Origin of the sequence: Faecalibacterium sp. i21-0019-B1, assembly GCF_042852915.1 — a bacterium.
In the GTDB taxonomy this organism is placed as follows: domain Bacteria; phylum Bacillota; class Clostridia; order Oscillospirales; family Ruminococcaceae; genus Faecalibacterium; species Faecalibacterium taiwanense.
The window spans coordinates 244,983-269,216 of the sequence record NZ_AP031425.1 but is presented as its reverse complement, the minus strand read 5'-3'; the positions used below and the strand labels follow the sequence as shown (position 1 = coordinate 269,216).

Sequence of the window (24,234 nt, the reverse complement as noted above, 5' to 3'; positions counted from 1 at the left end):
TTCTATTTTGCTCAGCTGTTGGAAGCCGTCTTTTCGCCCAGTGTCACATTGACCGTCTGCATCTGGCCGTCGCGTGCAATGGTGATGGAAAGCGTATCGCCTGCTGCGTGCTTCTGCATCAGGGTGCCAAGGTCGTCCTTGGAGGCGATCTCGGTGCCGTCCACGCTCACGATGCGGTCACCGGCCTGCAGGCCTGCCTTTTCGGCAGGGCCGCCCTTGACCACCTCCACAACGTAAACGCCGTAGGCATTCACGCCCAGTTGAGAAGCAGTCTGTGCGTCGGTCACGGCCAGATAGGTGATGCCCAAATAAGGCCGTCCGGTCACATAGCCGTTCTCCAGCAGTTCCTGTGCCACCTTGATGGCATCGTTGATGGGGATGGCAAAGCCCAGACCCTCTGCATCGCTGGAAGAGGATTTTGCATTCACAATGCCGACCAGCTCACCGTTCATATTGAACAGGCCGCCGCCGGAGTTGCCGGGGCTGACCGAAGCATCCATCTGGATCAGGGACATGGTGTTCACAGAGCTGCTGCCCTGAATGGTGACGCTGCGGTTCAAAGCGCTGATCATGCCGCCGGTCACGGTGCCGCCCAGCTCACCCAGCGGGTTGCCCACAGCCATCACGCTCTGGCCCACCTTCAGGCTGTCGCTGTTGCCCACGGTGGCGGGGGTCAGGCCGTCAGCATCGATCTTGATGACCGCGATATCGCTGGTGGTATCTTCGCCCACAAGGGTGGCGGTGTAGTCCTTGTCACCAATGGTAACGGTGATGGTGGAAGCGCCGTCCACCACATGTGCACAGGTGAGGATGTAGCCGTCCGAGCTGATGATCACGCCGCTGCCGGCACCGCTCTCCACCTGATTCTGGCCGTACCACGACCACTGAGAGTAGACCACCTGCTCCGTAGTGATGACCACCACGCTGGGGCTGACCAGATCAGCCACCTGTTCAGTGGTCAGGCTGCTGCCGCTGCTGGATGCTGCGGTGATGGAACTATCCGAACCGGATGCACTGTCGGCCGTAGAGGAAGGTGCCACCTGCTGAATGACCACCTTGCCGCTGCCGCCAAACTTTGCCCCCACAAAGCCGCCCGCAAAGCCCATGGCTGCGGCCAGCACCAGCGCCACGGCGCTGCGTGCAACGCGCTTGCCGTTGAACTTTTTCTTCTTTTTAGGGGGCTGCGCGTCCTGCGGCTGTACCGGATGTACCGGCGGCGTTGCACCGCCTGCGCCGTTGTCTGTCTGCGGGGCGGTGTAAGCGGTCTCCGGTTCCGGCTGCGGGTCGTTGTACTGGTTGGCGGTGTTCATACCGCTGCTGCCCACATTGGGATAACCGGTATCTCCGCTTTCGTTTTTATCCTGAGAGGAATAATCATATTCCCATTTGTTCTCATTGTCCATGCTGATACTTCCTTTCCGTAAGGGATACGTCCACAGGAGCCCTGTTCCTTTGAACTGCTCCTATTGTAACCGTCAATTGTGAAAATCAATCGCGCGCGCCGTGAAGAAACTGTGAAAAAAAGACGCACTTTCCGCCCTTGACAGCGGCCTTTGCGCTTGCTATTGTAAAAGGTAAATTCAGGAGGAACACACCATGGAACTGCACCGCACAGACGAGGGCTTTGCCCTCTATAAGGAAAAGACACAGATCGGCTTCTGCGCGCTCACGCCCGCCGCAAAGGGGGTTGCCATCACCTCGTTTGGCATCGAACCGCAGTGGCGGCGCAAAGGCTACGGCTCCTATCTATTAAAAGAAACTTTGCGCGCCTACGCCGGATACGACCGCGAAACGGCTACCGTATTTACCGCCCCGCTGCCCGCCGATGCCGCAGAGCTTGCGTTCTGGGCAAAGTTTGGCTTTGCGGCAGAAGGCAGGCAGCTGGTGCGCCGCCGCACGCCGGACCTGACCGCCGTCAAGTTCGTGCAGGACTTTCTGGCCGCGCGGCTGGCACAGCCGCGCCTTTGCATCGATGCTACCTGCGGCAACGGCGGCGACACGGCCTTCCTGTGCGGCATCACCGCGCCGGAAGGAAAGGTAGTCGGCTTTGACGTGCAGGAAGCTGCCATTGCATCCACCCGGAAGCACCTGGAGCAGCTGGGCGTGCCTGCCGCCCGGTATGAGCTGCACTGCCAAAGCCACGCAGACCTTTTACAGGTTGTGCAGCCCGGCACGGCAGATGCGGTGATGTTCAACTTTGGCTGGCTGCCCGGGGCCGACCACGCAGTGTTCTCCACCGCGCAGAGCAGCATCCCCGCCCTGCAGGCGGCTTTGGAAGCCGTGCGCCCCGGCGGCGTGGTGAGCGCCATCCTCTACAGCGGGCAGGTCATCGGCACGGATGAAAAGCAGACGGTGCTGGAATATCTCCGGGCACTTCCGCTCAAAAGTTTTACCGTTCTGGTGTGTGATTTTGCCAACTGGGCCGAAACCGCCCCTCTGCCCTGCATCATCCTGAAAAAATAACGAAAACACTTGCATTATGGAGCGTTTTCGGATAAAATAGGGGACGTATGTGTAAAAATATACTCCTTCCGTCATCGCTGCGCGATGCCACCTCCCTCTGAGAGGGAGGCTTTGGCAGGGCGAGAAGCTTTTCCTTTTCGCCAGAGGCTCCCTCATTGAGGGAGCTGTCACGGCATCAGCCGTGACTGAAGGAGTTCCATCCATTTCAGGAGAAATACTAGTTTATGACAAATCGTGAAGAAATCGAGCGCCGCCGGACGTTTGCGATCATCAGCCATCCCGACGCCGGTAAGACCACTCTGACCGAAAAGCTGCTGCTGTACGGCGGAGCCATCAATCAGGCAGGCTCCGTCAAGGGCAAGCAGAGCGCAAAGCACGCCGTGTCCGACTGGATGGACATTGAGAAGCAGCGCGGTATTTCCGTCACCTCTTCTGTCCTGCAGTTCAACTACGCGGGCAAGTGCGTGAACATTCTGGACACCCCGGGCCATCAGGACTTCTCGGAGGACACCTACCGCACCCTGATGGCGGCAGACTCTGCCGTCATGGTCATCGACGCCGCAAAGGGCGTGGAGGCACAGACCATCAAGCTGTTCAAGGTGTGCACCCTGCGCCACATCCCCATCTTCACCTTCATCAACAAGATGGACCGCGAAGCCCGCGACCCCTTTGAGCTGATGGAGAACATTGAGGAGATTTTGGGCATCAAGACCTACCCCATGAACTGGCCCATCGGCTGCGGCAAGGAGTTCAAGGGCGTGTTCGACCGCAACACCCGCAAGGTGCTGGCATTTTCCAGCGACGGCCGCGCCAACGGCGTGAAGAAGGTGGATGAGACCGAGGCCGAGCTGGGCGATCCCGCACTGGACGAGCTGCTCACCCCGTATCTGCACCAGCAGCTGGTGGATGAGATCGAGCTGTTGGACGGTGCCGCCGAGGAATTTGACCTCGACAAAGTGCTGCGCGGCGAGCTGAGCCCCGTGTTCTTTGGTTCTGCCCTGACCAACTTTGGCGTAGAGCCTTTTCTGGAGAACTTCCTGCGGCTCACCCCCACCCCGCTGGCCCGCGTGGACAGCCTGACCGGCGAGACCGTGGACCCCTGCCGCGACGAGTTCTCTGCCTTCATCTTTAAAATTCAGGCCAACATGAACAAGGCCCACCGCGACCGCATCGCCTTTATGCGCATCTGCTCCGGCAAGTTCGAGCGCGGCATGGAGGCCTTCCATGTGCAGGAGGGCAAGAACATCAAGCTGGCCACCGGCACCCAGCTGATGGCGCAGGACCGCGCCATCGTGGACGAAGCCTACGCCGGCGATATCATCGGCCTGTTCGACCCGGGCATCTTCTCCATCGGCGACACCTTGTGCACCGGCAAAAAGAAGGTCCAGTTCGCAGGCATCCCCACCTTCTCGCCGGAGCACTTTGCCCGCATTGAGCAGAAGGACACCATGAAGCGCAAGCAGTTCGTGAAGGGCATGGAGCAGATCGCACAGGAGGGTGCCATCCAGATCTTCCGCGAAGTGGGCGGCGGCATGGAAGAAGTGGTGGTCGGCGTGGTCGGCGTGCTGCAGCTGGAAGTGCTGGAGTACCGCCTGAACACCGAGTACAACGTGGAGATCCGGATGCAGCAGCTGCCCTTTGAACAGCTGCGCTGGGTGCAGAACGACCCCGACACCTACAACCTGCGGGATCTGGACCTGACCAGCGACACCAAGGCTGTGGAGGATATGAAGGGCAACCGCCTGCTGCTGTTCACCTCCGACTGGGCGGTGCGCTGGGCTGAGACCCACAACGAAACGCTGAAACTGAGCGAGTTCGGTAATATCTGAGTTGAAAGAGAGCTGCGGTGCGGGAATATCCCGCAGCTGCGGTTCTTTTTTCATAAAACGCAAAAAATACAACGAAGAATGCCAGCTACGGAATGCGCTGCTCCCATTGCGGGGAACACTGCTGGCATGGAGGGAAAATATATGCAAAACATCAATATTGGCAAAAGCGGCATTCAGGTGCCGTTTCTCGGCATGGGCACCTGGGCCATCGGCGGCGGCTCCTGGTGGGGCGACAACGACGACGCCCTTTCAGTCAAGGCCATCCAGACTGCTGTGGAGCAGGGCATCCAGTGGATCGACACCGCCCCCATCTACGGCCTGTACCACAGCGAGACCGTGGTGGGCGAGGCCATGAAGCACATCGACCGCGACAAGGTGGTGCTTTCCACCAAGTGCGGTCTGGAGTGGCGGCATGAAACACCGGTGCTGCACAAGGTCGTGGACGGCACCACCGTTTACCGCGACCTGTCTGCCCAGAGCATCATCGAGGATGTGGAGGACAGCCTGCGCCGCCTGCACACCGATCATCTGGATGTGCTGTACACCCACTGGCAGACCCCCGATTTCGGCATCTACCCGCTGGAAGAGACGGTGGAAGCCATGATGAAGCTGAAGGAGCAGGGCAAGATCCGTGCCATCGGTGCTTCCAATGTCACTGCGGACATCATCCGCGGCTACTGCAAGTACGGCCAGCTGGATGTCATTCAGGAAAAGTACAGTCTGCTGACCCGCCGTGTGGAAAAGCAGCTGCTGCCCACCTGCAGGGAGCTGGGCGTTTCGGTGCAGGCATACTCTCCGCTGGAGCAGGGCCTGCTGACCGGCAAGGTGACCATGGAAACCACCTATCCCGAGGGCAGCACCCGCAACTCCAACCCCAGCTTTCAGCCCGCCCGCCGGGCACAGGCGCTGGACATGCTGGCAAAGTGGGGCGACCTGACCGAGAAATACGACTGCTCTCTGGCACAGCTGGTGATCGCCCTGACCGCCCGCATGATCCCCGGCCTGCATGTGCTGTGCGGTGCCCGCACTCCGCAGCAGGTGATGGACAACGCCGGTGCGCTGAACATCAAACTGGACGGTGCCGATGCCGTCCGCATGAAGTGGGACGTGGATGCCATTTCCTGATGGTTTGACCATCGGAACAGCCTCCGCTTCGCTCTGGCCGTATTTAGAGGAATTATTCTTTTATGTTTGGGTCCTGAAAAGCCTGCGGGCTTTTCAGGACCCTTTTTTCACGCAAAAGATTGAAACCGGCAAATGATGCCGGTTTTCTTTATGACTCTTTCTGTGAAAATGCAATGCCGGACAGCCCGCAGGCCGTCCGGCATTGCTCTTATAAAAATAAAAATTCCGCTGTTTATGGCCAGAGCAAAGCGGAGGCCATTTAAAATCGTCAGCTGTTCTCCTTCCAGAACAATCCGCCGCTGGTCTGGAACAGCATCCATGGGTTCACGCTCTTGCTGCCAAGCTTGAAGTCCATGGTCAGTTCCTCGCCCAGCACGCCTACAGCCTGCCCCTTTTCCACGCTCTGCCCGGCGGAGACGGAAAGAGTCTGCAGCCCGTACAGGTAGCTGCGCATCCCGCAGCCGTGGTCGATGACCACCGTGTTGCCGGTGAGAGCCAGCTCTGCGGCCAGCACCACCACGCCGTTTGCCGGGGCACGGCAGGGCTCGCCGGGAATGGTGTAGAGCTTTGTGGAGTTGGAACGGCTGCTCTGCTGGCCGTTCGCCACCCTGACCTGACCGTAATCCACAAGGGTGGTGTAGCTTTCCACCGGGTTCACAAAGCCGCCCTGCCACATTTTTTCCCGCGCGGGCGCTTCGTACAGGCCCCAGACCGCATTGCGGAACTGGGTGTTTGCCGCATCCGATGCATCCGGTTCCGGCTCCACGTCCACTGTGCCAAAATCCTTGGGCAGCACGATGATGCTGCGGGTGATGGTCTCGCCGTTCACGGTAATGTTCACCTCATGCCCGCCGGAGGAAGCGTTGTATGCCGCCGGGATGTAGGCCCGCCAGCCATCGGCTGCACGCACGCACTGCACATTGCCAAGGTCGGTCTCCACAGTGGGTGCTGTATCGCCGGTCATGCCGGAGATGCGCAGGCCCACAATGCCGCCCTGCTCCGCCCGCTCGGCGGAAAGCTCCACCTCCGCGCTGGCCTGCAGGGTGAACCGGAAGGCATAACGATACCAGCCGGTGGGCTTTGCGGGCTTTTCCAGCCCCAGATTTTTGCGCACTGAGCCGGTGCTGCCGCCCTCAAATTGGGTGGCCATGCCGCCCTCCGGCACCCGCCAGACCGATAACTCTGCCTTATATTCGCCGTTGGTCGGGAACAAAAAGCTTTGATAATCGCTTACACTGCCCACAAATACAATGCTGCCATAGGCGTTCTGGATGGTGAGGGTGGTGTAGCTGGCCCAGTCCGGCAGGGTGATGGCCGGGTGGGCCGTGTACAGCGCGCCCAGCTTCTGCACCGTGAGGGTGGCGGGGCTGGCAAACACCTTATCGAGCTTTCCGCCGATGAGCGGCACCTGCCAGCACCAGCCGTTGGGTTCCAGCGCTTCGGTGCCAAACTGCGCGGTGCTGTCCGGGCAGCCGCCCTCGGTGGTAAAGGCATAGCTCACGCCCATCACCGCGCCCAGAAAGATGCCTACGCCCAGCACCACACCCACGAGCCAGAGCAGAAAACGCTTCATGATACACTCCTTCTATGTAGCAAAAAGGGCGCACCGGCACAGCCTTTTGCAGACTGCCGGTGCGCCCGAAGGTTTACGGTTCGTGTTTTTTATTCTGCAGCATCCTCTGCAGGGGCAGCCTCTTCGGCAGCAGCCTCCGGCTCTACCGTTGCAGCATCGTCCTCGCCGAACAGCAGACGCTCGTACTCGTCCAGCTCCTTCTCACGGCGGTGCAGGTAAACAGCAACAGCAGCAAGGGCACCGGCAACAGCGGCCAGAACAGTGATCACAGCGACCAGACAAGATTTCTTCATAGGTTCAATACACTCCTTTTTTCGTTGAAACGATGTTTCAGCTTTCATTCCAGTGCTTGTTGGCTTTTATTATACCCGTTCCTGTCAAAAATTACAACCATTCAGGTCAAAAAGGCCAAAATTTCATCCTATAAGCTTCCTGTATGCCTTGAATGCGCCGGGCAGCGTATACTCGGCCTGCAGGGCTTCCCGGCTTGCCCACACGCAGCCTGCCGGAGCATCTTGGGCGGGCACATGCAGCAGGATGCCGTTCATATGCCACTCGATGTGGCTGAAGATGTGCTTTGCAGCGGGCAGCGCTTCCGGCGCGGCGGTGCCGGTATTCACCCCCATGGCCTGCAGGCGGGCAAGGACCTCTCCGGCTGCAAGGGCTTCACCCTCCCACAGTACCGGCTGCCACAGCCCGGCAAGCAGGCCCTTTTGGGGCCGCTGCTGCAAAAGGAAACCTGCCGGACTTTCCAGCAGGGCCAGCGTCACAGGCTGCAGTCTGCGGGGCTTGGGCGCTGCTTTGCGGGGCAGCTCCAATGCAGTGCCCGCAGCACGGGCGGCGCACAGGTGGGCAAGCGGGCATTTTTCGCACAGGGGCGCACCGTTCGGCACGCAGACCAGCGCTCCCAGCTCCATAAGGGCCTGATTGTAGTCGCCGGGCGCATCCGGCGGCTGGTGCTCCATCACGCGGGCGGTGAACGCTTTTTTCACTGCCGGTTCCGTGACGGCAGCAGGGTCATTGTACAAACGGGAGAACACCCGCAGCACATTGCCGTCCACGGCGGGCACCGGGATGCCGAAGCTGATGGACGCAACGGCTCCCGCCGTGTAATCCCCGATGCCGGGCAGGGCCCGCAGGGCATCGTAGTCGGCGGGCAGCTGTCCGCCGTACTGCTCGCAGACGATGCGTGCAGCCTTTTGCAGGTTGCGCACCCGGCTGTAGTAGCCAAGACCCTCCCAGAGCTTGTGCAGCTTTTCCTCTTCGCAGGCGGCAAGGGCCGGAATGTCCGGCAGGGCGGCGAGGAAGCGTTCGTAGTAGGGCAGTGCCGCCGAGACTCGGGTCTGCTGCAGCATGATCTCGCTGAGCCACACATGGTAGGGGCTGGGGTCGGTGCGGAAGGGCAGGATGCGGTGGTTTTTGTAAAACCAGTCCAGCAGGGCAGAGGAAATGTTTTCCACTTGTTTTGTGCTCCTTATCAAAAAACGGGCCGCCGCAAGGTGCAGCAGCCCGGTAAAAGTATGCGCGCTTATCAGAAGCCGTATGCAGTGCGGGGGAAGGGCAGCACGTCACGGATGTTCTGGATGCCCGTGAGGTACATGATCATGCGCTCGAAGCCCAAGCCGTAGCCGGCGTGCTCCACGCCGCCGAACTTGCGCAGATTCAGGTACCAGTCGTAGTTGGTCTTGTCCATGCCCAGCTCGTCCATGCGGGCCACCAGCTTGTCGTAGTTCTCTTCACGCTGGCTGCCGCCAATCAGCTCGCCGATGCCGGGCACCAGCATATCTGCGGCCGCCACGGTCTTGCCGTCCGGGTTCTGCTTCATGTAGAAGCTCTTGATCTCCTTCGGGTAGTCGGTGACGAACACAGGCTTTTTGAACACTACCTCGGTCAGGTAGCGCTCGTGCTCGGTCTGGATGTCCACGCCCCACTCCACAGGGAACTGGAACTTCTTGTTGTTCTTCTTCAGGATCTCGATGGCCTCGGTGTAGCTGATGCGGCCAAACTCGCAGTTTGCCACCAGCTCCAGACGCTCGATGAGGCCCTTGTCGATGAACTGGTTGAAGAAGGCCATTTCATCCGGGCAGTTGTCCAGCACGTAGCGGATGACGTACTTGGTCATGGCCTCGGCGGTGTCCATGTAGCCGGACAGGTCGCAGAATGCCATCTCCGGCTCGATCATCCAGAACTCGGCGGCGTGACGGGTGGTAAAGCTCTTCTCGGCACGGAAGGTGGGGCCGAAGGTGTACACCTTGCCGAATGCCATAGCCATGGCCTCGGCTTCCAGCTGGCCGGAAACGGTCAGGTTGACCGGCTTCTCGAAAAAGTCCTGCGTGTAATCCACAGTGCCGTCCTCGTTCTTGGGCACATTCTCAAGGTCGAGGGTGGTCACGCGGAACATCTCGCCTGCGCCCTCACAGTCGGAAGAGGTGAGCAGCGGAGAGTGAGAGTAAACGAAGCCGTTCTCCTGGAAGAACTTGTGGATGGCGTAGGCAGCGGCGCTGCGCACGCGGAAAGCGGCGTTGAAGGTGTTGGTGCGGGGGCGCAGGGTGGGCATGGTGCGCAGATATTCCATGCTCATCTTCTTTTTCTGCAGCGGATACTCGTCCGCCGGGCAGTCGCCCAGGATCTCCACACTGTCGGCATTCAGCTCAAAGGGCTGCTTTGCCTGCGGGGTGAGCACCAGCTTGCCCTTGACGCGCAGGCTGCTGTACAGACCGGTGTGGATCACCTCATCGTAGTTTGCCAGCTTGCCTGCTTCCAGCACGACCTGCAGGGTCTTGAAGCAGCCGCCGTCCGACAGGGCGATGAAGCCGATGTTCTTGGAGTCGCGGATGTTCTTTGCCCAGCCGCAGACGGTGATCTCGGTGCCGTCGGCGGGGGTGTTTTTGAACAGCGAAACGATCTCAGTGCGTTCCATAGTGTTTGTTCTCCCTTTCGATATAAAATGAAAAAGACAGCTTTGTTCTCCCTGAAAGTTCAGGGCGAACAAGCTGTCTTGTAATGTCCGCGGTGCCACCTGAATTACCGGAAGTGTCCGGTCGCTCACGCGCTCAATAAAAGCGCTGCCCCTGTAACGCAGGGCCTGCGGCGCACCTACTAATGGCAGCTGCCATGTTCAGTTTGCTGCTCCCGGGTGTTCGTTCACGCGGCGTGCGGGCGCGGCTCTCAGCTGTGCCGCACTCTCTGGGCCGGACGGCCCGCGCTACTTTTCCCGATCTTTGCATTTTACCTTTAAAAAATAGCACTTTGGCGGCGTTTTGTCAAGCACCGCCCAGCAATGCGGCAGCAAGGCCCTTTGCCGCCAGCTGCCCGGCATAAAGAGCCTCGTTCAGGTTATTGCCGTGCCCGCCGATCTCAATGAGCAGGCTGCCGGTGGTCAGATCCTGATTGTAGAACCGGTAGCTGAACAGCACCGGCCGGGTAAAACCGGGGTACATTCCTTCCATGCTGCGCTCCCACGCAGCGGCAAAGCGCAGATTCTGCCGCCAGCCCGGCAGCTGAACGGTGGTGCCGTTGTCGCACCCGCAGATGATCATGACCTGTGCGGCCTGCCGCCCGTCCACCGTGCACACCGGGGCATAGCGGCTGCCGCTTTCCGTCTCGATGGCATCCCGGTGGACATCCAGCACCACCTTGATGCTGGGATACCGGGCCAGATACTGCTGCACCACGGCCCGGCTGTTGGCATAGCTTCCGGTGTAGCTGGGGTAGTCGTTCAGGGTCTCGTCGTGAAGGGTGTTGATGCCTGCCGCATTGAGGGTATCGGCCACCACACGGCCCACCGCGCACATGTTCATGCTGCAGTCGGTGCTGCGGGCACCATCGCCGGGGGCAAACCACAGCCCGGCCGAAAGGCGGTAGTCCTCGGTGGCGTGAGTGTGCATCACCAGCACCTGCGGGTCGGGACTGTTCGGCTCAATGGCAAAGGGCAGCGGATTCTCGATCTCCGCCGCAATGTCTGCCGCCGTCTGCCGGGTATTGTTTTTGATGCTGCCTGCCCCGCAGGGAATGTACTTTTCGCCGCTGCCCTGCGGATAATTTTTTTCAATGACAGTACCCGCATCTGCCGGGCGGGCTTCCTCGCCCAGCAGCGGCACAAGGTAGTCCTCAATGTTCCCGGTCAGCGCCTGCACGGCCTGCGGCAGAAAGGATGCCGCCGCTTCCGGTGTGCTGTCCGGTGCGGCTTCCACCTGCACAGATGATGCGGGCTGCTCCTGTGCGGACTGCCGCCCCAGCCAGAAAAGAGTCTCGGCCATTGGCAGCGGTGCAGTAATGGCCGCAGCCAGCATCAGTGCCGCCGTGCGGGCAAAGATGCACAGTGCGGCAAACAGAGCAGCCGCTTCCAGAAACGGCACGATATGCCCCTGCGCCCGGGCGGGCGGCAGTGCTTTGCTGCGCATAAAATAACCTCCCTTCCGGCCCACCGGTGTTACCCCGCCAGCCAGAACAGCTGCGCCACGCTGAGCCTTGGCTGCAAGGCCCGGTTGATGGCACCGGCCAGAAGAGCCGAGCCGTGGGCGATCACGCTGTCCAGCGCCCGGGGCGTGACCACAAGATCTGCTCCTTCGTCCGAATCCATCAAGGTGGGGATGCCCGCCGCGATCACCGGCACGCCCAGCGCTGCCGCGTCCAGATGCTTTGCATGATCCGCCTGCGCCGGGTACAGCCCGGTGTCGGAGAACTGCACGCTGCGGCCCAGCCGCGCGCCCTCGGCACTGCAAAGGCTGTCCACGCAGATCAGGGCCGCCGGCCGCACCGCTTCCACCATGGCCCCGGCCAGCTGGCGCAGAGTCAGCCCGGTGGAGGCCGACACCCCCGGCGCAATGGCGGCCACCGGCCGGATGCCTTTTACCGGCAGCGTGTGCTGCGGCCCCATGGTGACTAAAATCTTCTGCGCCGTGCGCGGGCCGAGGGCATCCGCCGTGACCCGCCGGTTCCCGATGCCCAGCACCAGCACCGGCCCTTCCGGCGGCAGCAGGGCGCGCAGTTCTGCCGCACAGGTCTCGATCACCGCAGCGTCCCGCTCGTCCAGCACGCTGACACTGGGCATTTCCAGCGTGACATACCGTCCGCGGGGCTTCGCCAGCCCTTCGCGCGCGATCTCCACCCGCGTTATTGTGACCCCGCCGCGCTTTGCTGTGGCAAGCCTTACCCCGGCAGGCAGCGCCCCCTGTGCCGCGCCAAACATCTCGTCTGCCATATCGGTAAAACGCATTTTTCTGCTCCTCCTGCCTGTTTTGGGGCCAAATGCCCCCTCTGCACGCAGAAAGTATGGAAAAAATAAAACTTTTCTAAACAAAAATCAAAAAAACGCTTGCGCTGGTACGCGAAATATGGTATCATAGGGTGCGCTGTTATAGGTAGCCAAGGAGGTGGAACGAATGCCTAACATCAAATCTCAGAAGGACCGCGTCGTGCAGGCTGCTGCAGAGCAGGCTCACAACAAGGCCATTAAGACCAACCTGAAAACAGTCGTCAAGAAGGCAGACGCTGCCATCGATGCGAATGCCGCTGACAAGGACGCAACCGTCCTGGCTGCTGTTTCCGCGATCGACAAGGCTCGCGCTAAGGGTGTCATCAAAAAGAACACCGCCAGCCGCAAGATCAGCCGTATGGCAAAGCGTGCTAACAAGAACGCTTGATCGCTTTCTGATTGACGAACAAAACCTCTGTACCGGGTTCCCGGCACAGGGGTTTTTGTTTTGCCCGCTTTTCAGGGCACGGCAGCAGGCCGCTCAAAATCGCACAGGGTGGCAAAATCGAACCCCGGTGCCTGCTCCAGAAGCTGCTCCGGCGGCAGGCCGTCGGGCGGCTCGGCCAGCAGCGCCCACGCAGCCCATGCCGTGGGCACCGCCGCCGCAAGGGCCAGCCCCGGCAGCGCCAGTGCCGGGCATGTATGGAACGCACTGCCCGGCGGCAGGGCTGCCACCGCGCACAAGGCCTGTGCAGCCCAAAGCTCCCACAAAAGGGTCGTCCAGCGGTGCTTCATCCGCATCACCTCCTGTTTTGCACAGTTTACCGCAGTGCGGTGGAAAAACAGGGCGAAGAGTGGCGGACAAAGTGACGATGTTCTGGTGTATTTCTTCTTCAGTTCTGGTCGTGACTTTTGCCCACCCAGCTGCACACCACGCCGCACACAAGGCTGGTGGTAACACCGGCCGCAGCGGCGGTCAGCCCGCCGGTGAGGATGCCCACAGCACCTTCTTCCTGCAGCGCGGTGCGCACGCCCTTTGCCAGCAGATGGCCGAAGCCCAGCAGGGGAACCGTGGCCCCGCACCCGGCAAACTCGGCCAGCGGGGCATACCACCCAATGGCCGAAAGCACCACGCCCGCCACCACATATCCGGTCAGGATGCGGGCCGGGGTCAGGCCGGTCAGGTCGATGAGCAGCTGTCCCGCCACGCAGATGGCCCCGCCCACACAGAAAGCCCAGAAATAGTTCATCTTACTTCTCCTTTTCCGGCGCACGCAGCTCCACCAGATGCGCCACCGCCGGGATGCTCTCCTTCTGCAAAAAGGTGGTCTGGCTCATCAGGGCCCCGGTGGCTGTGAACAGTACCCGCTTCTGGCTGCCCCGGCGCAGGCGCGGCAGGATGTGCCCGCACAGTACCGCCGCGCAGCAGCCCGGGCCTGAGCCGCCGCTCTTTACGCTCTGCTCGTTTGCGTCGAACAGGATGCACCCGCAGTCCACATGGTTTTTGATCAGCAAGCCTTCTGCGGCCAGCAGCTCCCGCAGCAGCTGACTGCCCACCTGCCCAAGGTCGCCGGTATAGATGCAGTCGAACTCCTGCGGTTCGGTGCCGGTATCCTTAAAATAGTGCAGCAGGGTGGAAGCCGCTGCCGGGGCCATGGCAGCCCCCATATTGTTGATGTCCTTTACCTGATAATCCTGCACACGGCCAAAGGTGGCAGCGGCAATGCCAACGCCTTCGCCCTGCGGCTGCAAAAGGCAGCATCCAGCAGCGGTGGCAGTCCACTGGGCCGTGGGCGTGCGCACCGCGCCGTAGCTCAACGGCGTGCGGAACTGCCGCTCTGCTGCGCAGAAGTGGCTGGAAGCCATGGCCAGCAGATTGCGCGCAGCACCGCCCTCGCACAGAGCAGCGCCCAGCGCAAGGCCCTCGGCCATGGTGCTGCAGGCCCCGAACAATCCGGCAAAGGGCACGCCCAGCTCCCGCATGGCATAGCTGGATGCCGTGCACTGGGCCTGCAGATCCCCGGCAAGGGCCAGCTGCACCTTTTCCTGCGGAAGCGCCGCCTTTTGCAGGCACAGCCGCGCGGCACGCAGCTGCAGGTATTTTTCCGCAGCTTCCCAGCTGGACTGGCCAAAGCGGTTGTCTGCGCTCAGCTCGTCGAACTCTGCCGCCAGCGGGCCTTCGCTCTCTTTTTTGCCGCCCACCGCTGCACCCGCAGCGATCACCGGCAGTGTCTGGAACAGCAGGGTATCCCCGCACCGGACCGTCATAGGCAAAATTTCTCCTTCGTGGAAAATAGATGAAAAACGTTCCATAAAATGTTGTATAATAACATCATGCTGCAATCTTATGGCACACTTGCCCGTGTTTATGACAGCACAGGCACACCCGCCATGCCCAGCACCCACAGCACCGCGCCGTACACCACCGCCGCCAGCGTGCCGTACACGATCACCGGCCCGGCAATGGTGAACATCTTGGCCCCGGTACCCAGCACCCGGCCCTCGGCCTTGAACTCGATGGCCGCGCTGACCACCGCATTGGCAAAGCCTGTGATGGGCACCAGCGACCCGGCCCCGGCCTTTGCGGCCAGCTTCTGGTACCAGCCCAGCGTGGTAAGCACCGCCGAGAGCACGATCAGGCTGCAGCTGGTCAGGGTGCCGGCAAGGTCGGCTTCCACGCCCATGGCAAGATAGCTCTGGCGCAGCACTTCGCCCAGCAGGCAGATGCCGCCGCCCACGCCAAAAGCCCACAGGCAGTCCAGCCCCAAGGGCGAGTGCGGCCCGATGCGCCGCACCCGGCGCGCATATTCCTGTGCTGTCATTTTCATATTGTTTCCCCTCCGGGCATAGCTTGCCCATAGGAAGCAAACTCTATGCACATCCACCGGAAAGAAGGTATTCCAGATGAACCTGTCTGTCCATCCTCATCACCGCCGCCATCTGCGGCCCGCCGTGCGGCGCGTGCTCACCGTTACCGTCGTGGCCTGCATTGCCGTGGGCGGGGCCTCGTTCGTGCTGCACAGCCGTTCCGCTGTGCCTGCCGCCTCGGCAACTTCCACATCCAGCGCCTCGGCAGCATCAGAGGCAGAAAGCAGTCTGCTGACCGCCCGGCAGGCGCAGGCCATTCTGGATGATCCCCGCATGGTGCTGGTGAACCACACGAACAAAATGCCGGACGATCATACCTTTACCACCAAGGCGTGCGGCTCGGCCACCGCTGTGAATAAGACCCTGCAGACCGAAGCCGCCGATGCGTTCCTCGCCATGCAGGCCGCCGCCGCAAAGGACGGCGTGACCATCTGGATGCAGAGCGGCTACCGCAGCGTGGACTACCAGAAGAACCTCTACGACCAAAAGACCCAGTATTTCCGCAATAAGGGCCTGAGCGAAGCCGAAGCGAAAAAGCAGGCGGCAAATATCGTGAACCCGCCGGGCTACTCGGAGCACAACTGCGGCCTTGCTGCCGACCTGAACAGCCCGGAGCACACCGACCTGACCGAGGGCTTTGAAAACACCGAGGCCTTCCGCTGGCTGAGCGCCCATGCCGTGGAATACGGCTTCATCCTGCGGTACCCCAAAAACGCAGAAGCCGTTACCGAGATCACCTACGAGCCGTGGCACTGGCGCTATGTGGGGCCGGAAAATGCGGCCCTGATCCAGCAGAGCGGCCTGTGCTTTGAGGATGCCGTTGCCGTGCTGCAGAAGCTTGCTGCAGGGGAAAAGATCACCGGTTAAAAATCCGTAAAACCGAGGGGCTTTTCGTTGCATTTTGCACACAGTTATGGTAAGATAACAATAGTCTGCCCTGATGCAGGACCGCTTTGGGCAGCTGCAAAAATGTTTTGAACAAAAGAAGGAATATTTTATGATAAATCGCACAAAAATCTTTACAATTGCTCTCACCGGCGCGCTGGCTGCTGTCGCTCTTACCGGCTGCGGCGGTTCCGCCAGCTCTTCGGCCGCTCCCTCCTCCGTTTCCACCGCTGCTGCGGAATCTCCCGCTTCCAGCGCCGCCGCATCCGCTGTTGTGGACAATGCTGCCGAGAACGGCTCTGATGCACTGGACGGTGTTTTCAATGCTCTGCTGGAAGCCGACCCCATCTCCAACCAGTTCGAGATCGCAGCTATGAACATTGAGTACGATTTCGGCCTGAAGGCTGAGGACGTGGTGAGCTACAAGGGTGTGAAGAGCAACGACAACGGCGATGCCGGTCTGGTGCTGGTGCTCGAAGCTGCCGACGGCAAGGCCGAGGACGTAGCCAACCAGCTGGCTTCCTACCAGCAGGATCAGGTGGCCTTCTACGGCAACTACGCCGAGTTTGCTCAGGCGCAGGATAACGTGGAGAACGCTGTCATCGCCTTCAAGGGCAACACCATTGTCATGGTGATCGCATCCAACGAGTGCACTGCCGATCTGGACAGCGCCGTGGACAGCGCACTGGCAGACTGAATCTGGATCCACCCAAGGCCGGTGCCATTTGCGGCATCGGCTTTTTTCGGCTAAAAGGAGGCTGACGCTTTGGTTTTCAGCACCATCATCTTTCTGTTCCGGTTTCTGCCCATCACGCTGGCGCTGTATTACCTTGCGCCCGCAAAGCTCAAGAACACCGTGCTGTTCCTCTGCAGTCTGGTGTTCTACTGCTGGGGCGAGGTACGGTTTTTCCCGGTCATGGTGGCCCTCATCCTCATCAACTACATCAGCGGCCTGTGCATCGAGCACTTCGACCCAAAGCCGGCCCTGCGCAGGACATTTCTGCTGGTGGCCCTCATTGGCAGCCTTGGGATGCTGTTCTACTTCAAATACGCAAACTTTGTGCTGCGCAGCGCAAACGCCCTGCTGGGCACCGCCTTTGCCGAGATCCAGGGCATTGGCACTCTGCCGCTGGGCATCAGCTTTTACACCTTCCAGACCCTTTCCTACTCCATCGATGTTTACCGCCGGGATGTAAAGGCAGAGCGTAATATCATCGACTTTGGTGCCTATGTGGTCATGTTCCCTCAGCTGATCGCCGGCCCCATCGTGAAATACCGCGATGTCTCGAACCAGCTGCACGTATACCGGCACCGCTACAGCCTGCAGCAGCTCGAAGAGGGCATGACCCTGTTCACCTTTGGCCTTGCCAAAAAGGTGCTGCTGGCGGATGCCATCGGTGCTTTGTGGACAGACATCATCGGCGTTGCGGACAGCCCTTCCACCACCTTTGTGGGCCTTGCCAATGCATCCACCCCGCTGGTGTGGCTAGGCATCATCGCCTACAGCCTGCAGCTCTACTTTGACTTTTCCGGCTACTCCATGATGGGCATTGGCATGGGCAAGATGCTGGGCTTCGACTTCCCCGCAAACTTCAACTACCCTTATATCTCCGCATCCATCACCGAGTTCTGGCGGCGCTGGCACATGACCCTTTCCGGCTGGTTCCGGGAGTATGTGTATATCCCTCTCGGCGGCAACCGCAAGGGCCTGAAGCGCCAGATCTTCAACCTGTTCGTGGTGGAGCTGCTCACCGGCATCTGGCACGGCGCGAACTGGAACTTTATCTGCTGGGGCCTGTACTACTTTGTGCTGCTGGCTGTAGAAAAGCTGTTCCTGCTGCCCCACCTGCAAAAGGGCAGAGTGTGGCCCCACATCTACACCCTGTTCCTCGTGGTGGTGGGCTGGGCCATGTTCGTGGGCAACGATACGGGCGTAAGCTTCGGTCTGCTGTTCCACAAGCTGTTCGTTCCTTCCGGCGGTGTTTCGCCGCTGTACTTCCTGCGCAACTACGGTGTGCTGCTGGTGGTCAGCATCCTCTGCTGCACCCCGTTCATTGAGAAGATTTGGAACCTGCTCAAAAAGAATGCCGTCACCCGCTGTGCCGCCATTCTGGCGCTGCTGGTGGTCTCCACCGCCTATGTGGTGGGCAGTACCAACAGTCCGTTCCTCTATTTCAACTTTTAAGGAGGCGTGAAGATGGACAAGCATTCCAAAAAATCTTCCTCGCTCCTGCACTACCCGGTGCTGGTGGTGTTCAGCCTGTTCTTTCTTGGTCTGTTCGCACTGGACCTTATTACACCGGACCGCGCCTACAGCGAGATGGAAAACACCACCCTTTCCCAGCGCCCGGCGCTGACCCAGCTTTCCGCCAAGGGGCTGAACAGCTACTTTACCGCCTACACAAAGTACGTGAAGGATCAGGTGTTCGGCCGCGATGAGTGGATCAGCCTGCAGAGCGTAGTGGAGACCACCCTGCTGCAGAAGGAGCAGAACGGCGGCATCCTGCTGGGCAAAGAGCACATGATGTTCCCCCGCACCTTCAGCCTGCTGGACAGCGAGAACCGCACCCTGCCCAAGAACACCGCCGCCGTGGAAGCACTGTGCCAGCGCCACCCGGGCAAGGTGGATGTGCTGCTGGCCCCGGCAGCATCGGTCATTTACCCGGAAAACGTGCCTGCAAACGCGCCGTTGCTGGACGAGGATGCCTATCTCGACCAGCTTTCCGCCGCCGTACAGGCCGCCGGAGGGCGCTTTGTGGATGTGCGGCAGACCCTTGCCGAACACAAGGACGAATATATCTACTACCGCACCGACCATCACTGGACGAGCCTTGGCGCTTATTACGCCTACCAGCAGCTGTGCGGTACGCTGAGCCTGACCCCCTTCGACCCCGCCGCGCACACGGCTCTGACCGCCGAAAATTTCTACGGCACCCACTACTCCAAGGCCCGCACATGGAATGCCGTGCCGGATACTATCACCTACTACGACCTGCCGAACAGCCTGACCATCTATAATGTCACCGCTGCAGGCCAGCCCGCAGACGGCCAGACCACCGGCCTGTACGACACGGACAAGCTGAACGTGTACGATAAGTACGCCATGTTCCTGCATGGCAACAACGGCCTGAGCCGCATCGAGGGCGACGGTACCGGGCGCATTCTGGTGATCAAGGACAGCTACGCCAACTGCTTTGCACCCTACCTGACCGCAAACTACGCCCAGATCGATGTGGTGGACTTCCGCAACTACAACTACGGTCTGGATCAGCTGATCGCGGATAACGATTATGACCAGATCCTGGTGCTGTACAGCTTTGACAGCTTCAAGAGCGACCCGTACCTCTACCGTGCCGGTGTGGCCGGGTAAACATGGCAGCGCCTTTTCCGCAAAGGAAAGGGCGCTGTTGTTTTTATGTCAAATTATTGCAGTCTTTTTTCACAAATTTTTCTAGTTCTTTTCGGAAGTCTCTCCAGTTTTTGCGCACTCTGCCCATTCACCCCTTGCAAAAAATCAACGGGTGTTGTACAATGGCGATATAGAGCAGTTGCTCTTCATCGATGGTTCGATCTGGTGTGAACAGTGCATAGAATGTGCTGATACGATCTTTGATTCAAAGGAGTGTTATTATGGAAAACAAGATCATGATGCCTGCTTCCTACAACGTTCTTTCCTGCGAAGAGATGACCTACACCGAGGGCGGTGCTACCTTTACGGAAGCTCTGCTGAACTGGATTCCGCCCATTGGCTGGTACATGGGTGTTACCGCCATGCGCAACTACCGCAAGAGCCACCCCAACGACTGGCTGGATACCGGTCTGGATGCTCTGAGCCGCGATATGGATTCCAGTGCGCAGAACATGCTGCGTGATCTGGGACGCATCGTCTGGGTCACCGCGACCAGCGCTACCGGCGTTGGTTTTCTGGTCAATGCTGCCATCGTCCTGCTCTGACCCTGCTCATAAGATCCGTCCGGAGAGACCAAAGACCCCTTTACCCGCGGCCTTTTCCGCCAGAGAGGGCCGCGGGCTTTTCATCAAGCAGAAATAAGAAATCGGCTGCCTGAGCACTGTATACCGTCTGAACGGTCTTTTGCCTGCAGAGAACAGCACTGCTTTCCTTTTCCTGCAAGCAACTACTCGCGTCATGCGGCGGCGCGCCCTGCTTTATGAGAACGATCTCCAAGCGCATATCCCGGTTTATTTTTGGGTTTTAAACAGTGCGATCTTGCACTGTCTGGATAGCTTTGATTCAAAGGAGTGTTATTATGGAAAACAAAATCATGATGCCTGCTTCCTACAACGTTCTGTCCTGCGAAGAAATGACCTACACCGAAGGCGGTGCTACCGTCGGTCAGGCTGTCGCTGCATGGCTGTGGCCCGGCTACGCTACGGTTATCGGCATCAACACCTGCCGTGAAGCACGCAAGAAGGATCACGACAACTGGGCATCCAACGTCTGGAGCGATATCAAAGCCGACTGCAAGGGCAATGTGACCAACACCTTCTACCATGCCGGCATGATCTTCTGGAATGCTGCATCGACCATCAGCAGCTTTGGCCTTTCTGCCGTTATGTCTCTGGGCATCATCTACTTCTAATTTTCAGGAGTACACCAAAGGGCTTTTTGCGGCGGCTCTTCAACGGAAGAGCCGCCGCTTTTTTATCAAACCTAAAAAAGGAGTTTTGCTTTATGACGAACGCCATTACTTATCCTGCTGCATACAATGTTTTGTCCTGCGAAGAAATGACCTACACCGAGGGCGGCGTAGGTGTTGTGGAAGCCGCCATGGCATGGTTCCCGCTGTACGGCTGGTACAAGGCTGTTTCTGCCATCCACGATTACCGCAAGGCAAATATCAACTCCAACTGGGTGGAAAACGGCATGAACGCTCTGGTTGCCCATGCTGAAAAAAGCCCCACGAACACCATCCATGACATCGGCTGCAGCTTCTGGTTCATTGGTTCCTGCGCAACCATCATCGGCCTTGTGCCCAACGCCCTGTTGATCTTCGGCAACTAAGTCCCGGTCTCTGTTCTGAAAAAGCAAAAGCGGCGGCACCTCCCGTTTGGGAAGTGCCGCCGCTTTTTATGTTATGCGGTTTTCAGTCTCAGTTGTTGAACATGTCCTTCAGCTTTTTGAAGAAGCCCTTGCGCTTTTCGTAGTTTTCTTCTTTCAGGGTGCCCTCGAACTTCTTCAGGGCCTCCCGCTGGGTCTTGTTCAGCTTCTTGGGAATCTCCACCTCGCACTTGACGTACATATCACCGCGGCCGCGGCCATTCAGGTACTGGATGCCCTTGCCGCGCAGGCGGAAGGTGGTGCCGCTCTGGGTGCCCTCGGGCACGGTGTACTCCACCTTGCCGTCAATGGAGGGCACCTGCACGGTGTCGCCCAGCACGGCCTGACTGTAAGTGATGGGCACAGTGACCCACACATCGTAGCCGTCGCGCTGGAACACCTCGCTGGGGCGCACCGTGACCATGACGATCACATCACCGGAGGGACCGCCGTTTGCACCGGCATCGCCCATGCCGCGCAGTGCAAAGCTCTGGTCGTCGTCGATGCCCATGGGGATGGACACCTCCAGCGTCTTTTTAGCAGCCACCTTGCCGCTGCCATGGCAGACCTTGCAGGGATTCTTGACCAGCTTGCCCTTGCCGCCACAGCGGGAGCAGGGCTGCTGGGTCTGCATCACACCAAAGGGGGTGCGCTGCTGACGGATCACGAAGCCGCGGCCGCCACAGTCCGGGCAGGTCTCGGGGCTGGAACCGGCGGCACAGCCGCTGCCGTGGCACTCGGTGCACTCCTGCTGGCGGGTGATGGTGATGTTCTTCTTGCAGCCGTGCACGGCCTCGTCAAAGCTCAGGGTGATGCGCACGCGGATATCCTGACCCTTGCGCGGTGCGTTGGGGTTCGCCTGACGGGACGAACCGCCAAAGCCGCCGAAGCCGCCGCCAAAGATATCGCCGAAAATGTCACCCAGATCCACGCCGTCGCCGCCAAAACCGCCAAAGCCGCCCGCACCGGGGCCGCCGCCGTTCTGTGCTGCATAGGCAGGGTCAACACCTGCAAAGCCGTACTGGTCGTACAGCTGGCGCTTCTTCGGGTCCGAAAGCACCTCGTTTGCTTCGTTTACTTCCTTGAACTTTTCCTCGGCATCCTTATCGCCGGGGTTATAGTCCGGGTGGTATTTCATTGCAAGCTTGCGGTATGCCTTTTTGATCTCGGCATCGGTCGCAGTCTTGGATACCCCCAGCACTTCGTAGTAATCACGCTTTTCCTGTGCCATATCCACTCACCTCTCCGGGAACGTTTGATCCGGGAAACGCCCCGGTTGGTTCCTCGCTCTATAACCAGCAAGAGCCGCTCCGGCAAAACCGGAGCGGCTTTTGCTATTCCACGCGTGCGTCCGCCGGTTTGGCCGGGCACACACTGCTGTGTTTTTTATCAGACTTCCTTGAAGTCGGCATCCACGACGCCGTCATCACCCGGCTTCTGCTGGTTGTTTGCACCTGCGTCGGGGCCGGGCTGTGCACCGGCGGCCTGCTGTGCGGCAGCGGCTGCCTGATACATCTTCTCGAACACCTGGCTCAGAGCTTCCTGCTTTGCCTTGATGTCGTCCACGTTGCCGGACTGAACAGCGGTCTTCAGATCGGCCAGCTTGCTCTCGGCCTCGCTCTTCACGTCGGCGGGCAGCTTGTCGCCGTTTTCCTTCAGCATCTTCTCGGTCTGGAACACCATCTGGTCGGCACCGTTGCGGATATCGACCTCTTCACGCTTCTTCTTATCGTCGGCAGCAAACTGCTCAGCTTCCTTCACAGCCTTGTCGATGTCCTCCTTGGACATGTTGGTGGAAGCGGTAATGGTGATGTTCTGCTCCTTGCCGGTACCCAGATCTTTTGCGCTGACCTTCACGATGCCGTTTGCATCGATATCGAAGGTAACTTCGATTTGAGGCACACCACGGGGAGCCGGAGCGATGCCGTCCAGATGGAAGACACCCAGGCTCTTGTTGTCGCGTGCGAACTCACGCTCGCCCTGCAGAACGTTGACCTCAACAGAGGGCTGGTTGTCTGCAGCGGTGGAGAACACCTGACTCTTGTGGGTGGGGATGGTGGTATTGCGGTCGATGATCTTGGTGCACACGCCGCCCAGAGTTTCAATGCCCAGGCTCAGCGGGGTGACATCCAGCAGCAGCAGACCCTTCACATCGCCCTGCAGCACGCCGCCCTGAATGGCAGCGCCCACAGCCACGCACTCATCGGGGTTGATGCCCTTGAAGGGCTCGCAGTTCAGTTCCTTCTTGACTGCATCGTAGACAGCGGGGATACGGGTGGAACCACCGACCATCAGGACCTTCTTCAGGTCAGAGGGACGCAGGCCTGCATCCTGCAGAGCCTTGCGGACGGGGCCCATGGTGCGATCGACCAGATCCGCGGTCAGCTCGTTGAACTTTGCGCGGGTCAGGGTCATATCCAAGTGCTTGGGGCCGGTAGCATCGGCAGTGATGAAGGGCAGGTTGATCTGGCTGCTCATTGCGCTGGACAGCTCGATCTTTGCCTTCTCAGCAGCTTCCTTCAAACGCTGCGCGGCCATCTTGTCCTTACGTAGGTCGATGCCGTTCTCGGTCTGGAAGGCATCTGCCATCCAGTTGATGATGCGCTCATCGAAGTCATCGCCGCCCAGATGGGTATCACCGTTGGTGGCCAGAACTTCGGTAACGCCGTCGCCCATCTCGATGATGGACACATCGAAGGTGCCGCCGCCCAGATCGTAGACCATGATCTTCTGGTCTTCTTCCTTATCGATGCCATATGCCAGAGAAGCGGCAGTAGGCTCGTTGATGATACGCTTGACGTTCAGGCCTGCAATGGTGCCTGCGTCCTTGGTAGCCTGACGCTGGCTGTCGTTGAAGTATGCAGGAACGGTAATGACAGCCTCGGTAACAGGCTCGCCCAGATAAGCCTCGGCATCAGCCTTCAGCTTCTGCAGGATCATAGCGCTGACCTGCTGGGGAGTGTACTCCTTGCCATTCAGGGTCACCTTGTGGTCGGTGCCCATGAAGCGCTTGATGGAAGCAACGGTGTTCTCAGGGTTAGTGATGGCCTGACGCTTTGCCACCTGACCCACCAGACGGTCGCCGGTCTTGGTGAAGCCCACCACAGACGGGGTGGTGCGTGCACCCTCAGAGTTTGCGATAACAACGGGCTCGCCGCCCTCCATGACAGCCACGCAGCTGTTGGTAGTACCAAGGTCGATACCAATGATCTTACTCATAATGAAAACTCCTCTC

24 protein-coding genes are annotated in these 24,234 nt (G+C 59.7%); 11 read left to right on the top strand and 13 right to left on the bottom strand.

The annotated features are described in order from the left end of the window. Positions 1–11 precede the first annotated feature (11 nt). On the bottom strand, positions 12–1,403 hold the full coding sequence (locus tag ACGHP1_RS01280; protein WP_154256085.1) for a S1C family serine protease: 1,392 nt from the start codon (positions 1,401–1,403) through the stop codon (positions 12–14). 193 nt (positions 1,404–1,596) lie between these two features. On the opposite strand from ACGHP1_RS01280, the gene ACGHP1_RS01275 reads away from it, so the two are divergent. The 3 genes from ACGHP1_RS01275 to ACGHP1_RS01265 all read left to right on the top strand — a co-directional run bounded on the left by ACGHP1_RS01275 (position 1,597) and on the right by ACGHP1_RS01265 (position 5,417). Continuing rightward, on the top strand, positions 1,597–2,463 hold the full coding sequence (locus ACGHP1_RS01275; protein WP_390507318.1) for a GNAT family N-acetyltransferase: 867 nt from the start codon (positions 1,597–1,599) through the stop codon (positions 2,461–2,463). A 224-nt stretch (positions 2,464–2,687) separates the two neighbouring features. Beyond that, positions 2,688–4,292 carry a peptide chain release factor 3 gene (locus tag ACGHP1_RS01270; protein ID WP_005943533.1) on the top strand — a complete coding sequence of 535 codons (1,605 nt, stop codon included), beginning with the start codon at positions 2,688–2,690 and terminating at the stop codon, positions 4,290–4,292. Positions 4,293–4,433: 141 nt separating this feature from the next. Further along, positions 4,434–5,417, top strand: coding sequence for an aldo/keto reductase (locus ACGHP1_RS01265; protein WP_390507315.1), 984 nt, complete (start codon positions 4,434–4,436; stop codon positions 5,415–5,417). A 268-nt stretch (positions 5,418–5,685) separates the two neighbouring features. Here the strand turns inward: ACGHP1_RS01265 and ACGHP1_RS01260 are convergent, their stop codons facing one another. The 6 genes from ACGHP1_RS01260 to gpr all read right to left on the bottom strand — a co-directional run bounded on the left by ACGHP1_RS01260 (position 5,686) and on the right by gpr (position 12,208). Continuing rightward, on the bottom strand, positions 5,686–6,990 hold the full coding sequence (locus ACGHP1_RS01260; RefSeq protein ID WP_390507313.1) for a murein hydrolase activator EnvC family protein: 1,305 nt from the start codon (positions 6,988–6,990) through the stop codon (positions 5,686–5,688). 89 nt (positions 6,991–7,079) lie between these two features. After that, the gene (locus tag ACGHP1_RS01255; RefSeq protein ID WP_044953882.1) at positions 7,080–7,283 is read right to left on the bottom strand and encodes a hypothetical protein; all 204 of its coding nucleotides are present in this window, start codon (positions 7,281–7,283) and stop codon (positions 7,080–7,082) included. 123 nt (positions 7,284–7,406) lie between these two features. Then, the gene (locus ACGHP1_RS01250) at positions 7,407–8,450 is read right to left on the bottom strand and encodes an A/G-specific adenine glycosylase (protein ID WP_097781188.1); all 1,044 of its coding nucleotides are present in this window, start codon (positions 8,448–8,450) and stop codon (positions 7,407–7,409) included. Between the two features lie 71 nt (positions 8,451–8,521). Beyond that, the gene (gene asnS, locus ACGHP1_RS01245) at positions 8,522–9,910 is read right to left on the bottom strand and encodes an asparagine--tRNA ligase (protein ID WP_005943546.1); all 1,389 of its coding nucleotides are present in this window, start codon (positions 9,908–9,910) and stop codon (positions 8,522–8,524) included. A gap of 343 nt (positions 9,911–10,253) precedes the next feature. Then, positions 10,254–11,393: a stage II sporulation protein P gene (gene spoIIP, locus ACGHP1_RS01240; RefSeq protein WP_390507310.1), complete on the bottom strand. Its 1,140-nt coding sequence runs from the start codon at positions 11,391–11,393 to the stop codon at positions 10,254–10,256. A 29-nt stretch (positions 11,394–11,422) separates the two neighbouring features. Continuing rightward, positions 11,423–12,208 carry a GPR endopeptidase gene (gpr, locus tag ACGHP1_RS01235; protein WP_005943552.1) on the bottom strand — a complete coding sequence of 262 codons (786 nt, stop codon included), beginning with the start codon at positions 12,206–12,208 and terminating at the stop codon, positions 11,423–11,425. Positions 12,209–12,374: 166 nt separating this feature from the next. Here gpr and rpsT point away from each other — a divergent pair, with 166 nt between their 5' ends. Then, positions 12,375–12,635 carry a 30S ribosomal protein S20 gene (rpsT, locus tag ACGHP1_RS01230; protein WP_005943554.1) on the top strand — a complete coding sequence of 87 codons (261 nt, stop codon included), beginning with the start codon at positions 12,375–12,377 and terminating at the stop codon, positions 12,633–12,635. Between the two features lie 71 nt (positions 12,636–12,706). On the opposite strand, the gene ACGHP1_RS01225 is transcribed toward rpsT, so the two are convergent. The 4 genes from ACGHP1_RS01225 to ACGHP1_RS01210 all read right to left on the bottom strand — a co-directional run bounded on the left by ACGHP1_RS01225 (position 12,707) and on the right by ACGHP1_RS01210 (position 15,015). Beyond that, entirely contained in the window at positions 12,707–12,982 is a 276-nt protein-coding gene (locus ACGHP1_RS01225; protein WP_118527663.1) for a peptidoglycan synthetase, read from the bottom strand. A gap of 98 nt (positions 12,983–13,080) precedes the next feature. Next, positions 13,081–13,437 carry a SpoVA/SpoVAEb family sporulation membrane protein gene (locus ACGHP1_RS01220; protein WP_005943559.1) on the bottom strand — a complete coding sequence of 119 codons (357 nt, stop codon included), beginning with the start codon at positions 13,435–13,437 and terminating at the stop codon, positions 13,081–13,083. 1 nt (position 13,438) lies between these two features. Continuing rightward, the gene (locus tag ACGHP1_RS01215) at positions 13,439–14,455 is read right to left on the bottom strand and encodes a stage V sporulation protein AD (protein ID WP_390507307.1); all 1,017 of its coding nucleotides are present in this window, start codon (positions 14,453–14,455) and stop codon (positions 13,439–13,441) included. Positions 14,456–14,553: 98 nt separating this feature from the next. Continuing rightward, entirely contained in the window at positions 14,554–15,015 is a 462-nt protein-coding gene (locus ACGHP1_RS01210; RefSeq protein WP_097774624.1) for a SpoVA/SpoVAEb family sporulation membrane protein, read from the bottom strand. Between the two features lie 76 nt (positions 15,016–15,091). On the opposite strand from ACGHP1_RS01210, the gene ACGHP1_RS01205 reads away from it, so the two are divergent. From ACGHP1_RS01205 to ACGHP1_RS01175, 7 genes are all read left to right on the top strand, one after another. Next, positions 15,092–15,922 carry a M15 family metallopeptidase gene (locus ACGHP1_RS01205; RefSeq protein WP_044953885.1) on the top strand — a complete coding sequence of 277 codons (831 nt, stop codon included), beginning with the start codon at positions 15,092–15,094 and terminating at the stop codon, positions 15,920–15,922. Between the two features lie 130 nt (positions 15,923–16,052). Beyond that, complete coding sequence (locus tag ACGHP1_RS01200; RefSeq protein ID WP_044953887.1) at positions 16,053–16,637, top strand: DUF4358 domain-containing protein; 585 nt, start codon at positions 16,053–16,055, stop codon at positions 16,635–16,637. A gap of 69 nt (positions 16,638–16,706) precedes the next feature. Further along, entirely contained in the window at positions 16,707–18,125 is a 1,419-nt protein-coding gene (locus tag ACGHP1_RS01195) for an MBOAT family O-acyltransferase (protein WP_390507304.1), read from the top strand. Between the two features lie 12 nt (positions 18,126–18,137). Continuing rightward, positions 18,138–19,310 carry a DHHW family protein gene (locus tag ACGHP1_RS01190; protein ID WP_005943570.1) on the top strand — a complete coding sequence of 391 codons (1,173 nt, stop codon included), beginning with the start codon at positions 18,138–18,140 and terminating at the stop codon, positions 19,308–19,310. Between the two features lie 260 nt (positions 19,311–19,570). After that, positions 19,571–19,894: a hypothetical protein gene (locus tag ACGHP1_RS01185; RefSeq protein ID WP_005943572.1), complete on the top strand. Its 324-nt coding sequence runs from the start codon at positions 19,571–19,573 to the stop codon at positions 19,892–19,894. 314 nt (positions 19,895–20,208) lie between these two features. Beyond that, positions 20,209–20,541 (top strand): hypothetical protein, encoded by a 333-nt coding sequence (locus tag ACGHP1_RS01180; RefSeq protein WP_097781182.1) that lies wholly within the window; start codon positions 20,209–20,211, stop codon positions 20,539–20,541. A gap of 92 nt (positions 20,542–20,633) precedes the next feature. Then, positions 20,634–20,963, top strand: a complete 330-nt coding sequence (locus ACGHP1_RS01175) for a hypothetical protein (RefSeq protein WP_005943576.1) — start codon at positions 20,634–20,636, stop codon at positions 20,961–20,963. Positions 20,964–21,051: 88 nt separating this feature from the next. On the opposite strand, the gene dnaJ is transcribed toward ACGHP1_RS01175, so the two are convergent. Beyond that, positions 21,052–22,230: a molecular chaperone DnaJ gene (dnaJ, locus tag ACGHP1_RS01170; protein WP_097781181.1), complete on the bottom strand. Its 1,179-nt coding sequence runs from the start codon at positions 22,228–22,230 to the stop codon at positions 21,052–21,054. 158 nt (positions 22,231–22,388) lie between these two features. Continuing rightward, entirely contained in the window at positions 22,389–24,218 is a 1,830-nt protein-coding gene (dnaK, locus tag ACGHP1_RS01165; protein ID WP_005943578.1) for a molecular chaperone DnaK, read from the bottom strand. Positions 24,219–24,234: the final 16 nt, after the last annotated feature.